Origin of the sequence: Gillisella vitis (assembly GCF_021559775.1) — a bacterium.
In the GTDB taxonomy this organism is placed as follows: Bacteria; Pseudomonadota; Alphaproteobacteria; order Rhizobiales; family Rhizobiaceae; genus Allorhizobium; species Allorhizobium ampelinum.
This window is the reverse complement of the sequence record NZ_CP056048.1, coordinates 1,114,867-1,128,071: the sequence shown is the minus strand read 5'-3', so window position 1 is coordinate 1,128,071 and position 13,205 is coordinate 1,114,867. Positions and strand designations below refer to the sequence as shown.

The window sequence follows — 13,205 nt, the reverse complement described above, 5'->3', positions numbered from 1 at the left end:
TCTCCCGATAAAGCGCCTGACTTAGCGTCGAACGGTTCGACCATTCCACGCTTGCATCCGCCTAAACTTTCGTCACCGCGCAAACTGACTGATTCTCTTCTGGAATGATATACGCACCAGCGGAAAATTAACAGCATACACAGCTTGTTACGGCAACAGAAGACATATCGAACGTTTCATCGTAAATGTGCCGCATGCAGCGAGTCGCGTCAAGTCAGCCCCTGAAGCTCAAGAAAAGCTGGGCTAATCAAAGTACTCAGAGATTAAAATTATTTTTTATCAGTTATTTAGGTCAACGATTTCGCGCCATGCGGGAGTGAGATACCATCCACGGCGTTTTCCTTCAGGTCGACACCTGAGAGTTTCAACCGTAAGGCCTCCTTCACCAGCCAGGAAATCTTTTCCGCCGCCGATTCATAAGACAATCCGTCGTCATGAATATTGGAAATGCAGTTGCGCTCACTATCGCGCCGTCCTTTACGCGGCTCAAACGTAATATAAGCGCCAAGACTATCGGGAACGCTAAGACCGGGCCGCTCTCCAATCAGGACGATGGCCACTTGCGCGCCGAAGGCCGCCGCGGCTTCATCACCGAAAGCGACACGCGCCTGCTTTCCAAGGATAACCGGGGCGACTGAAAACCCTCCGAGCCGGCGCACCGTGGCTTCATAGACCGAAACGGCATGGCGCTCCACCGCGGCTGCCGAAAGGCCATCGGCGATGATGAAGGCGATTTCGTAGGTCTTGCCCGGTGCCGGAAGGTCATGGCGATCCGGCATACGTCCAAGGTCGGGCCGGGTCAGGTAGGTTGCCCGATCTTTTGCCAAGGAATGGACCAGCACTGTTTCAATGGGAGCCAGCGCGGTCGCCAGTTTCTCGAAATCCACTTCCCCATGGACGGCATCACGGGCTCTGGCATGGGCCAGTTGAAACTCCAGAACGGCCTGTGTTGGCATCGCATCGCCTGCCCGGCCAAGGCCTATGCGCGCCCGAGTGGCGCTACGAAACCTTGCAAACGGGTCGAAATCGACGGAATTGCTCATGCCGATGCCTTGTAAGACAGAAGGTTGCGAGAAAAAGCGTTGGAATGGGGCAATGGTGCCAGCCGACCGGACCGATCGATCATCCCCATCCGCTTCAGCCACGCTTCGAACTCCGGCGCGGGCGGGCGGTTGAACTGGTGACGAAGACCGACAATATCATGATAGGACAGACTTTGATAATTAAGCATGACATCGTCTGCACCCGGCACGGCAATCAGGAAGTTCACGCCCGCTACGGTCAGGAGCACCATCAGGTTGTCCATGTCATCCTGATCAGCTTCGGCATGGTTGGTATAGCAGACATCGACGCCCATCGGCACGCCCAGCAATTTGCCACAGAAATGATCTTCAAGACCGGCGCGAATAATCTGCTTGGCATCATAAAGATATTCCGGCCCAATGAAGCCGACGACCGTATTGACCAGCAGCGGTTTGACCTCCCGCGCCACGGCATAGGCCCGAACCTCCAACGTCTGTTCATCGACGCCGTGATGGGCATCAGCCGACAACGCGCTGCCCTGCCCGGTCTCCAGATACATGACATTGTCACCAACGGTGCCACGTTTCAACGACAGCGCTGCCTCACGCCCCTCACGTAAAACCGCGAGATCGACGCCAAAACCCTTGTTAGCAGCCTGCGTCCCCGCCACCGACTGAAAGACGAGATCGAGCGGGGCGCCTGCCTCGATCGCCTGGATCGAGGTTGTCACGTGGGTCAGGACACAGGACTGCGTCGGTATTTCGAAGCGGTCTCTGAGTTTGTCGAACAGATGCATCAACCTTGTACAGGCTTCGAGATTATCACTGGCCGGATTGATGCCGATCACCGCATCGCCAACACCATAGAGCAGACCATCCAAGGTCGAGCCAGCCACCCCCTCCGGATCGTCGGTCGGATGGTTGGGCTGCAACCGGCTAGAAAGCCGGCCCGAAAGCCCGATTGTCGAGCGAAATGCGGTAATAACGCTGCATTTCGCCGCGACCGTGATCAGATCGTGATTACGCATCAGCTTGGAAACGGCCGCTACCATTTCCGGTGTCAGTCCGGGGGCAAGCGCTGCCAAAACTTCGCTTGTTGCCTCATAAGACAGCAGCCAGTCACGAAATTGACCAACAGTCATATGGGAGACAGGCGCAAACGCTGCGACGTCGTGGCTATCGACGATCAGCCGGGTAACCTCGTCGATCTCATAGGGGATCAGCATATCCTGAAGAAAAGTCTTCAAAGGAAGATCGGCAAGCACATAGCGCGCCGCGACCCGGCGTTCATTGCTGCTTGCGGCGATCCCTGCCAATTGATCCCCGGACTTTGGCGGGGAAGCGCAGGCCATCAGGCTTTTCAGATCGTCGAATACATGGCGTTCCCGCCCAAGGATGATCGAATAAGCTGCCATCACCGTTCTCCCTGAGAGACAAAGCGGGCAAATGCCCGATATGCCTGTCCATGCCATTCCGACCGCATGATTATCATGAGCCGGGCGCTCGACCTACTGTAAATGCAGTAAAGCAAAGCGCATGCCATATGAACAAGCGGCTGTCCGGGTTCAATACCCGGTCATTTCAAGATAGCCTGTACCAACATGACTACCCGAAAAGCGGATCGGACCTTCCCAATAGGGAAACGCCAGGGGCATCCAGCTTTGTGCGTTTACGGGCGTGGTGCGGATCGATATGGCTTTTTCGGGCAGTTCCAGTTGCCAGTCCACCGGCATGGTACGACCCGCGACCTGCGTTTGTTTTACCACCGTCAGCTTGAGCGCACCGGGGCGCATTGGCTCCGGCACACCCTGTGGCGTGATCCAGGTGGAGACGGTATAATCGTCACCCTTGCCACGCAGATGATAACCCATCAGTTTTGCACCGTCCTCGAAGTGGAGGGAGAACCAATCCCAGCCTTTCTGGTCGGCGGAGAGTGGTTGGGAGGACCATTCCCGATCCAGCCAAGCCTTGCCCGTCACAGGGACAGGGCCATCAGGCAGGTTCAAGATACCGTTCACCTCATAGAAGGGCTGGGAATAATAATAGCTCGCCTGCCCTTCCGCTGATTTCACAGAGTAGCCATGATCTCCCTGCGCCACCAGAGGACCTGTGGCCTGCAGGGCGAGATCGTAGGAAAAATCGGCGCCCTTGGCCTTCATGGTCAAGGAGGACAGGGCATCGCCAGTTTTTCCGGTCTGTGGTCTTGTCGTGAGCGACCAATCATCGATCCAGGCGGAAAACGGCCCAAGCGCCACGCCCGCCTGACCTATTCCTCCACGCGCAAACTTTTCCGTAGCGTAATGATGGTCCTTCGTTGTCAAGGCCGCATGGCCCATCCAGATTTGTGGACTGTTCCAGCCCTCCGCCTCGCCCGGTTTCAATGCTGAACGAAACAGCGTCCATTGGACTCCGTAATCACGCCCATCCGGCCCGGTCAGATTGGCCGTCACATACCACCACTCGATCCGGTAATTCGGGTGCGGGCCATGATCCATTGGAAACGCAAGCGGTTGGCCTGGCTGCGGCAAGGCGAAACCATCGCCAGCCTTCGCACCAAGACCGGCAAAGCCCTGGGCGAAAACCGGATTACCGCCAAGCAGCAGCGCCAGAACGAAAATCATGAACCGACGAATGTTAGCGTTCATTGGCAAAGACTTTCAATAAATCCGATGGCTTCAATCGGGCAATACCAACAAGTGGGATCAGGGCTGAGAGCAGCGAGGCCAACAGTGCAAACCCTCCCAACCATAGCCACTGGACTGGAAACAAATGCATTGGCAAGCGCCAACCAAAGGCCTCGACATTGACCACAGCCAACAAAACCCAGGCCAGTCCAAGTCCCACAGGCAGCGCGGCAACGAGTGTAAAGCCTGCGAGGATAAGAGTACGGGCAAGTTCCAACCCGGTTATCGCGCGACGGGTCAGACCCATTGCCCAGACCGGAGCGATCTGGGGCAGCCTCATGCCTGACAGTGTCATGAGGCTGGCAAACATCGCAAGCCCCGCGACCCCCAGCGTCAACACATTGAGAGCGGCTGTAACGGCGAAGGTCTTTTCGAAAATCGCCAGTGATCGCGCCTTGATCATCGCCTGATCCACGACGTTGTCGGGCGGCAAGCCGAATTCAGTCATCAAAGTCTCACGCAGCGCGCCGGTCTGTTCTGGCCGTATCCGCAGCCCGAACCGCAAGCGCGAGAGATCGGAAAAACGGCTGACCAATTCCGATTGAGTGACGATCACATCCTCATTGGGATTACCGTAATCGGAATAGACACCGAGAATACGGGGCTTCCAGCCACCGGGCAGCGTGATCTCATCACCCACCGCCAAGCTCTCGCGGCGCATCATCTGTTCATTGATCAAGGCCCCTTCACCTCGGGCCAACCTGTCCCAGACATCCGGCGTGGCGGCAAGCATCGGCCAGTGATCGCGGTAGGTCGCATCATCGACCACGCCATGAATGACAACTGTCTTGCCGCGGACCTCTCCCTGCGCATTCCAGATTGGCAGCACGGCCTTCACCCGAGGGGCAAGCCAGGCCCGCAAGCGCTCGGCCTCGTCATCGTTGCGCGCCGTCACGTATAGCTCAGCGGCCAATCTTTGATCCAGCCAGCCGACAAAGGTCAGACGAAAGCTGGACACCATGGTTCCAACACCGACATTGGCCGATAGCGCCAGAAGAAGCGCCATCAAAGCCAGGGACAGACTGGGCAATTGCTGGCGTGTATCAGCCCAGAACCATTGCCAAACCGGTCGCCTTGCCAGGAATTGCATCAACCGCAGCACCGGCACCAAAACGACCGGCAAGGCCAGCGCCGAGGCCAGCAAAAGCGCTCCCAAGGTGGCAAAACCAGCCACCAGACCATGACCAAATTTCATCAAGATCAGCGTTACCGCAAATAGTACGGCGGACGCCAGCGCCTGGATAAACCAGGCGCGTTCCGAAGCCATAGCCCAGGCGCGCGGCTGGGCCGGGGCCAGAAGGGGCATGCGCCAGACCTGCCAGAGGCTTTGCCCGGCGGACGCCAGCGTGCCGACCACGGCAATACCGATGCCTGTCGCCCACCATTGGGGCCGAAAAGCCAGCGTGCCAGGAACATCGGCGCCGTAAAGGCCCCTGAGTGTCAGTGCCACATCCGGCAGCAAGGCAGAGGCTACGACATAGCCAAGCGCCACGCCCGCGACGCCCGCGGCCAATGCAAAGACCAGCAGTTCCAGGAAAAGCAGGAGCATCAAGGCGCTGGCCGAGAGACCAAGAGATCGAAGCGTGCGAAAGGTGGGCCGTCTCTGCTCGAAAGCCAGCCGCACGGCCGCATAGACGATGAACAGGCCGACCACGAAGGACAGCAGTCCGAAGGCCGTCAGGTTGAGATGAAAACTGTCCGTCAACCGGGCAAGATCCCCTTCACCATCGGGGGATTTCAGGCGCAGATCAGGCGCCAATGCCGCCAGTTGCTGTTGCGAAATCGGCTGTTCTGGCGAGACGATCAGCCGGGTCAATCCATCCCGCTGCCCCAACAAGGCCTGCGCCCGACCGATATCGGTAAAGCCGGTCGCAAAAGGCAGATCCTTGACGATATTAAGTGGCGGTAGCGATTGCCCCTGGAGGGCATCTGCGGTCGCTTGCGAAACCGCGATCTGCCCCGGTGGAAGCAGGAAACGATTGATATTGCCATCACCGCGCAGATCGACTGGCTGGGCGACCGACGGGATCGTTAGGGGATCTATGCCGATCAACCGCAGGCGAAACGTGCCAAGTCGCATCTCCCCTTCAAGAACCGGGGAAACCAGCAGCCCCGCCCGCCGCAGCGCGACATAGGTCGAGATGGGGATGGGCCTGCCATCCTTGCTTTGGATATCCGACAGGCGATTTTGCCCAAGCATCGCGGCGGCCCGCGCATAAGAGGCCCGCGCCTCCGCATTGATCGCCTGCACCCCCGACCAAAGTGCTGTCGCCAGCGACAAACCGAGGAGCAGCATGGCCAATTGAAGCGGCTTGCGCCGCCAATGCGACAGCAAAGCCAGAAAAGCCGTGCGCAGCATCAGGCCACCCGCCCGGCACGCAAATGCAAGTTTTCATCCAGCATGGCAGCCAACCGGGGTGAATGTGTCACCATCAACAGGGCCGCACCCGTCTCCCGCACCAGAGATAACATCAAAGCCATGACCGCATTGCCCGTCTCTTCGTCGAGATTTCCCGTCGGCTCATCGGCCAGAACCAGTTTTGGCCGGACAGCAAGTGTCCGACCGATGGCGACGCGCTGTTGCTGGCCGCCGGAGAGTTGCTCGGGATAGCGCGTCAGAAGCGCAGAAAGCCCCAGGCGTTCCGTCAATTCCGTCTGCCATTGCCCATCGTAACGCTCACCCAGCCGGGCATGAAAGGCCAGATTGGCCCGCACATCCAGCGAGGGGATCAGGTTGAACTGCTGAAAAATCAACCCGACTGTGCCACGCCGCAACCGGGCGCGACCTTTATCATCGAGCGCATCGATATCTTCCCCATCCACGCAAAGCTTCCCGGCATCGGCGCTGTCCAGCCCGCCCGCCAGATGAAGCAATGTACTTTTTCCGCTGCCGGATTCCCCTGTTAATGCCATGGTTCGCCCAGCGGCCAGGCTCAGGCTGACACCTTTGAGAACCTCCAAAGGACCTTCCGATGTGCGGTATGTTTTTTTTACTGCATCCAGTACCAGCACCATCAGCTTATCCAGTCGTTTGCATGCTCATCAACGCGAAACCATAATCCGTCTGGCGGATATGGCGCTAGAGGACAGCAGGAAAAGGCTTGCTTAGAAATTTAGACCCCGCCAAACCAAAGCGCCAGGGGTGATTGACCGCTTTGGTAATGCCAATGCGAGGACCGATCGCCACGCTTGGACGGATTTTGGCAGGCTCAAGCTGAAATGGTGGCAGGGCGAGAGGCAAGCCATTGTGTTGAACGGTTATGCCCAATGCCTGGGCCAAACGGCCCGGACCTGCACATAGAAAACGCGGCGCCACGTTGCCACGCCGCGCTTGCATGACGTCCAAGCCGTGGCTTGGCGCGAGCGCCCGGATCAAAACCGCACTGCCGGGTCGGCAAACGATGTTCAAGCACCAGTGGATGCCGTAGGAACAGTAGACATAGATATGTCCGGCTGGACCAAACATCGCATTATTGCGCGGTGTGAGCCCTCGAAAGCTATGGGATGCCGGATCGTCACGTTCATAGGCCTCGGTTTCGACGATCATGCCGCCGACACCCCCCACGAAAAGCTCGGCGCCAATCAGGTCGCGGGCAATATCGACAGCACTGCTGTTGAACTCTATCATGGCCTAGTGCTGAACTTTTCCACCTTTGGGACGCTTCTAAATGCCGGTCAGGCGAATTCCACGCCGATTTCCGTTATCTTCCGCCACCGGACGACACAATGGACCTTGCGCCCGCCATCCATCAGTAAATCGAATTCATCGGGAACATTGACAAAATTATCTCCAGCCAGCTTCGCGCCACCGGACGAAATATTCTTGACGGTGCAGCTAAAGGTCGAAAACCCGTTTTTCAAGATTATGCGCGCCGCTTGTAAGGTTCGGACTCGATGATCTCTACGCTTATTCTCCATTTCCAACCCCCGCCGATCCCAGACCTAGACCATCCAGCAGTTATTACAATTTCATATAATTCCGATCACATCTGACAGGTCTAGCAAGACTTTATTATCTCAGCAAAGTCGTAAATATTTCATCCATCTGCATGGCCATTGCTTTTGGGCTGACTTGATCCAGAAAATGATCCATGGCGCGGCGGGCGCGCAGCCAATCATTTTTACCATGGGTGCTTCGCGCCCGTTGCAAAACATCGATAATCTCGTCCTCCCCTTCTCCTTGGACGAGATAGGGATAATCCTCACCCAGAAATGCGAGGGCATCGTCCTGAGCCGCATTCACCAGCACATTTGCACCACAGGCCGCCGCGATCACGCCCTTGGTAAAGGGTTTATAACACCTCGCCAACGTCTCCGTCTGGGGTGCGCGAATGCAGTAATGCAAACTGTAGTCACCCATACGCGCGATGATCTGGCGCATGGAATCGCTGAAAGCCGCGTCATGAAAATCGACCGATTTTTCAATTTGAGGCGTCCTGACGGTATTCTTCAGAAAGCCGAAATAACCGGCGCGATAATCGGTACGGCGCTGGTTGCCCATGGCGTAGATGCGCTCATCGGCACCATGCAGCAGCAGTCCAACCTGCCCTTTTGCACCAGGCGTGTTTGTCAGCCTGGCGTGCATGGCATCACGCGCCATATGTGAACTGGCGAGATGCATATCGACATGATTGAAAACCATCTTATCCAGGGGCGTATCGACATAGTCAAAACATATGCCCCGGCTTCGGCCATGCAGAATTTCCAGCGCCGATGCGCCAATGGAAAGCGCCGCCCGCTTGGTAAATACATAAATCGCATCTTTAGGCTGAAGGCTAGCCCATAGCATTTGCAATCCAGGTATTCGCTTGTTCGGCAGGGCAGACATTTCAAACCGGTATTTGTCGCCGAGATAGGGCCTCGTCAACCTGGACAGTTGAAATGACCGCATGGTCGTACTGCCGAATTTAACCGAGGACCGACGATAGACGAACCTCACTGGATAGAGCATTTCAAAAACCCGCCGCACTACTGTCATCTGTCAGGCGGTGGAATCGCTGCCCAGGACAGACTATTCTCTCCAATACCAAATTCAAGATCTACGATCTCGCATCCTTGCCTGACTAGCACCTGAAACATTAAACGCTGACTTGAGCCTGACAACTCGTCCATAAAAAGGCCAAAAGGGCGCTAAAGTCCCAAGGCATCCTTCAATGCCAGACCTTCCCGCACCCGCAAATCCAGATCCGCTTCGATATGATCAATGTGATGCAGCATCAGCGCACTTGCATGCTTGGCATCCCGCCGCACAAGAGCCTCAAGTATCTGTTCATGCTCATTATGACCGCAACTGGAAACGCCAGATCCACCATACAGGGCGATGACCAACGATGATCGGGCCACCAATTCATCCATGAATTTTTGCAGGATGGCATTGCCGGCAACTTTTGCCAGCATCAGATGGAAATCGCCCGAGGCCTTTATTTCGGCACGCCTCGCCGCAGGCCCGCGCTGGTGCAAATGGCGTTGTTCATCTTCCAACTGGGCACGAAAAGCGACCAGATCGTCCTCCGTCAGCCGCTCGACAGCCGCCAGCACAATACCAGGTTCGATCATTCGGCGGCAGGCAAACACCTGCACTGCTTCTTCGGGGCTCGGATTGGATACAAAAGCACCCCTATTTCGTTCCGTCTTTATCAGCCCTTCGAATGCAAGCATTTGCAGAGCACTGCGCACAACGGTCCGGCTGACATCGAACAGAAGGCCCACTTCCGCCTCGGAAAGCTTGGTTCCGGGTGTTAAACGCCGGTCGATAATCGCATTTCGTAGGGATTCGCGGATGGTGAAGGCACGGTCTTCCAAATTTGAATCGTGAAAACTGATTTTTTCGTCAAGCTTCATAGCGTCACCCGTGCTGATGCCTGCCTTTGTACATTGAACTGACAAACTCGGAAAGTCACTGATTGCTGACAGGCAAGAAATCTATTGCGTACAATTTGACCAATGAATGCAAACAATCGCACGATTTTTGCGCAACAGTGATGACGACCCGAAAAATTCCATGGGTATTCAGTGGAAGCCGACAGGATTTTCTAGGTTTTCCAAAGGCCACAAGCATCTGGCACGTAAGATGCATGTAAAGCAGCGGTCATCAAGGGATCGCAGCATGAAACAAGCCGCCGCCATCGATATTGCCGCCGTTACCAAGGTTTACGGCCATACGACAGCCGTCCACAGCATCAGCCTGAAAATTCCAGCTGGCACCTATTGCTGCCTACTCGGCCCTTCCGGTTGCGGCAAAACATCGACGTTACGGATGATTGCCGGACACGAGACCGTCACGACAGGTGATATTCTGCTGGGCAACACCAACATCACCGATCTCGCGCCCGCCGCGCGCGGCACAGCGATGATGTTCCAGTCCTACGCGTTGTTTCCGCATCTCGACCTCACCGAAAATGTCGCCTTCAGCCTGAAAATGAAGGGTATCGACAAAGCCACCCGCAGCGCCAAGGCGATGGAGATGCTGCAATTGATGCAACTGGAGGCCTATGCGGACCGGCGCCCCGCCCAGCTTTCCGGCGGACAGCAGCAGCGTGTGGCGCTGGCACGCGCCTTGATTACCGACCCGGAAGCGCTTCTTCTGGACGAGCCTTTGTCCGCACTCGATCCATTTTTGAAAATCCGCATGCGAGCCGAACTGAAGAAACTCCAGACCTCGCTCGGCATCACCTTCGTGCATGTGACCCATAGCCAAGAAGAGGCCATGGCGCTCGCCGACCTGATCGTTATCATGAACGATGGCCGCATCGAACAGGCTGCCGATCCCCGCACCGTATTCGAGCGCCCGGCCTCAGCATTCGTCGCTCGTTTCATGGGCGATCACAATGTCATTTCAGGCCGAGTCACGAGCGTTTCCGATGAGATCGCGATGATATCAGTCGCAGGCGGGGCGGATTTCGCAGCTTCCGGCAAAGCCGCCATCGGCGAACCCGCCGACATAGCGGTGCGCACTGACCATGTGCGGATCGGCCAGAGCCAGGTCCCGGGCCTCGGCTTCACCGGCTCTGTCACCAATGTCGAATATCGTGGTTCCACCGTGAAGCTGATGCTGAGCGGTGCGGGCATCGAAGACTTTACCGCCATCCTGACCGATGCCGCCTTCCACGCACATCCGGTCAAGGTAGGCGAAGCCATTGCCGTTTGCTGGGAGGCCGATGACGCCATCGTTCTCGGCAAACCGGCGCTGAAATAATCAACCAATAACCAGAGGAGAACTTCCATGACTGATAAAAAAAAGCCAAAATCCGGCGTGACCCGCCGTTCGCTTTTGAAGACGGGGGCCGCCGCAGCGGGTCTTGCCGCCGGTTCCGGCGCCATCACTGGCTTTCCGACCATCTGGGCACAGACCAAGATCACCCTTCGTCAATTCGGCACAGGCGTCTCAAACATCAATGCCATCGCCGAAAAGTGCAAGGCCGACCTCGGCATCACCCTGGAAATGACGGCGACGGATTCTGACGCCGCCGCCCAGCGCGCCGTGACCCAGCCGAACTCCTATGACATTGCCGATGTCGAATACTGGATCGCCAAGAAGGTCTTCCCATCAGGCGTCTTGCAGCCGATGGAAGTCAAGAAGCTCAAATATTACGACAAGATCGTACCGCTGTTCATCAACGGCAAACTGAAGCCGGAAAGCGTCATTGCCCAGGGCACAGCGCCACACACCGTCGGCTTCGTCGAAAAGCCCGGCGCGAAAACCTTCGCCAAGGCTCCGACCGAATGGATGACGATGGTGCCGACCATCTACAATGCCGACACGCTCGGCATTCGCCCAGACCTCGTTGGCCGCGACATCACCAGCTGGGCCGATATCATGGACCCCGCTTTCAAGGGCAAGACGTCGATCCTCAACATTCCATCGATCGGCATCATGGATGCTGCAATGATCATGGAAGCCATGGGCAATATCAAATATGCCGACAAGGGCAACATGACCAAGGTCGAGATCGACAAGACCATCGATTTCCTGATCAAGGCCAAGCAGAGCGGCCAGTTCCGCGCCTTCTGGAAAAGCTTCGATGAAAGCGTCAACCTGATGGCTTCGGGCGAAGTCGTCATCCAGTCCATGTGGTCGCCAGCCGTTGCCGCTGTCCGCTCCAAGGGCATCGCCTGCAAATATCAACCGCTGAAGGAAGGCTACCGCGCCTGGGGCGGCGGACTGGGTCTTGCGGCGCATCTGAAGGGCGCGCAGCTCGATGCGGCCTATGAATATATCAACTGGTACACATCCGGCTGGGTTGGTGGCTACCTGAACCGCCAGGGTTATTATTCCGCCTGCATGGAAACCGCCAAGAACTTCATGTCCGCGGATGAATGGGGTTACTGGATCGAAGGCAAGCCCGCCCAGGGCGACATCATGTCCCCCGAAGGCAAAGTGATGGAAAAGGCCGGTGCCGTGCGCGACGGCGGTGCCTTCGAAGAACGCATGGGCAAGGTTGCCTGCTGGAATTCCGTCATGGACGAGGACCGTTACATGGTTCGCCGCTGGAACGAGTTCATCGCCGCCTGATCATATCAATAGAAACCATGTCTTCCCCGTTCGCGGGGAAGACACACGGCAGCCCCGAAGACGACAGGGAGACGAGCGATGGCAACAGTGCGGTTTATAGGCGTCGGCAAGCCAAAGCCAAGGCGCGAAATCCGCGTGCCTGCCTGGCTGACAGCCTATCTTCAAGCAGCCCCCCTGGCGCTTATCCTCGGCGGTTTCCTGCTGTTGCCAATCCTGATGATCGTCATTGTCAGCTTTTGGGATTATGACTTCGCCCAGATGTATCCCGGTTTTGTCACCTTCAATTATACGGAAACGCTTGGTTCCTGGGTCACCTGGAAAACCTATCTGAACACGCTGAAATTCGCCGCTATTGTCTGGCTCCTGACGCTGTTCATCGGTTTTTGGGTCGCCTATTTTCTCGCCTTCTACATCCGTAGCGCAGCCATGCAGAGCGTGCTTTTCCTGATCTGCACCGTGCCGTTCCTGACCTCGAACATCATCCGGATGATTTCCTGGATTCCGGTTCTGGGTCGCAATGGATTGGTCAACCAGGCGTTGGTTGGCACCGGCATTATTCCCCAGCCGCTGGAGTGGCTGCTTTATTCAGACTTTGCCGTGGTGCTGGCCATGGTACATCTCTACACCCTGTTCATGGTCACGCCGATCTTCAATACGCTGATGCGGATCGACAAGGCGCTGGTGGAGGCCGCAAGGGACGCAGGTGCTTCGAGCCTGCAAATCCTCACCAATGTCATTCTGCCGCTCGCCAAGCCCGGCATGGCTATCGGCACGATTTTCGTCGTCACCTTGACCATGGCCGATTTCTCCACCGTGCAGGTGATGTCCGGTGGCCAGAGCGCCTCAGTGGCGCTGATCATGAAAAACCAGATGTCGCTGCTGCAATATCCAGCCGCTGCCGCCAATGCTGTGGTGCTGCTGATCCTCGTCCTGCTGATGGTCGCGGGGATCTTGCGCATCGTCGATATCCGCAAGGAGCTGTAAGCC

12 protein-coding genes are annotated in these 13,205 nt (G+C 56.8%); 3 read left to right on the top strand and 9 right to left on the bottom strand.

The window, feature by feature from the left end; genetic code table 11:
- Nucleotides 1–287: 287 nt before the first annotated feature.
- The 9 genes from eutC to AVCG78_RS21970 form a co-directional block, all read right to left on the bottom strand.
- A complete protein-coding gene (gene eutC / locus AVCG78_RS22010; RefSeq protein ID WP_071207050.1) occupies nucleotides 288–1,043 on the bottom strand; it encodes an ethanolamine ammonia-lyase subunit EutC in 756 nt (251 codons plus the stop codon).
- Complete coding sequence (locus tag AVCG78_RS22005; protein WP_143049368.1) at nucleotides 1,040–2,437, bottom strand: ethanolamine ammonia-lyase subunit EutB; 1,398 nt, start codon at nucleotides 2,435–2,437, stop codon at nucleotides 1,040–1,042. Before AVCG78_RS22005 ends, eutC begins: the two co-directional genes overlap by 4 nt.
- A gap of 150 nt (nucleotides 2,438–2,587) precedes the next feature.
- Nucleotides 2,588–3,667, bottom strand: a complete 1,080-nt coding sequence (locus tag AVCG78_RS22000) for a lipocalin-like domain-containing protein (RefSeq protein WP_071207052.1) — start codon at nucleotides 3,665–3,667, stop codon at nucleotides 2,588–2,590.
- Entirely contained in the window at nucleotides 3,657–6,065 is a 2,409-nt protein-coding gene (locus tag AVCG78_RS21995) for an ABC transporter permease (RefSeq protein WP_143049369.1), read from the bottom strand. Before AVCG78_RS21995 ends, AVCG78_RS22000 begins: the two co-directional genes overlap by 11 nt.
- On the bottom strand, nucleotides 6,065–6,721 hold the full coding sequence (locus AVCG78_RS21990; RefSeq protein WP_081355287.1) for an ABC transporter ATP-binding protein: 657 nt from the start codon (nucleotides 6,719–6,721) through the stop codon (nucleotides 6,065–6,067). The genes AVCG78_RS21995 and AVCG78_RS21990 overlap by 1 nt, the downstream gene beginning before the upstream one ends.
- Before the next feature lie 64 nt (nucleotides 6,722–6,785).
- The gene (locus tag AVCG78_RS21985) at nucleotides 6,786–7,334 is read right to left on the bottom strand and encodes a DNA-3-methyladenine glycosylase (RefSeq protein ID WP_071207054.1); all 549 of its coding nucleotides are present in this window, start codon (nucleotides 7,332–7,334) and stop codon (nucleotides 6,786–6,788) included.
- A gap of 47 nt (nucleotides 7,335–7,381) precedes the next feature.
- Nucleotides 7,382–7,624 carry a PilZ domain-containing protein gene (locus AVCG78_RS21980; RefSeq protein WP_041698735.1) on the bottom strand — a complete coding sequence of 81 codons (243 nt, stop codon included), beginning with the start codon at nucleotides 7,622–7,624 and terminating at the stop codon, nucleotides 7,382–7,384.
- Between the two features lie 94 nt (nucleotides 7,625–7,718).
- Complete coding sequence (locus AVCG78_RS21975; RefSeq protein ID WP_139191581.1) at nucleotides 7,719–8,534, bottom strand: hypothetical protein; 816 nt, start codon at nucleotides 8,532–8,534, stop codon at nucleotides 7,719–7,721.
- Nucleotides 8,535–8,836: 302 nt separating this feature from the next.
- Nucleotides 8,837–9,547, bottom strand: a complete 711-nt coding sequence (locus AVCG78_RS21970) for a GntR family transcriptional regulator (protein ID WP_071207056.1) — start codon at nucleotides 9,545–9,547, stop codon at nucleotides 8,837–8,839.
- A 265-nt stretch (nucleotides 9,548–9,812) separates the two neighbouring features.
- Here AVCG78_RS21970 and AVCG78_RS21965 point away from each other — a divergent pair, with 265 nt between their 5' ends.
- From AVCG78_RS21965 to AVCG78_RS21955, 3 genes are all read left to right on the top strand, one after another.
- Nucleotides 9,813–10,901, top strand: a complete 1,089-nt coding sequence (locus AVCG78_RS21965) for an ABC transporter ATP-binding protein (protein ID WP_041698731.1) — start codon at nucleotides 9,813–9,815, stop codon at nucleotides 10,899–10,901.
- 27 nt (nucleotides 10,902–10,928) lie between these two features.
- Nucleotides 10,929–12,218 (top strand): ABC transporter substrate-binding protein, encoded by a 1,290-nt coding sequence (locus AVCG78_RS21960; protein WP_071207057.1) that lies wholly within the window; start codon nucleotides 10,929–10,931, stop codon nucleotides 12,216–12,218.
- A gap of 78 nt (nucleotides 12,219–12,296) precedes the next feature.
- A complete protein-coding gene (locus AVCG78_RS21955; protein ID WP_071207058.1) occupies nucleotides 12,297–13,202 on the top strand; it encodes an ABC transporter permease in 906 nt (301 codons plus the stop codon).
- The last annotated feature ends 3 nt before the right edge of the window (nucleotides 13,203–13,205 follow it).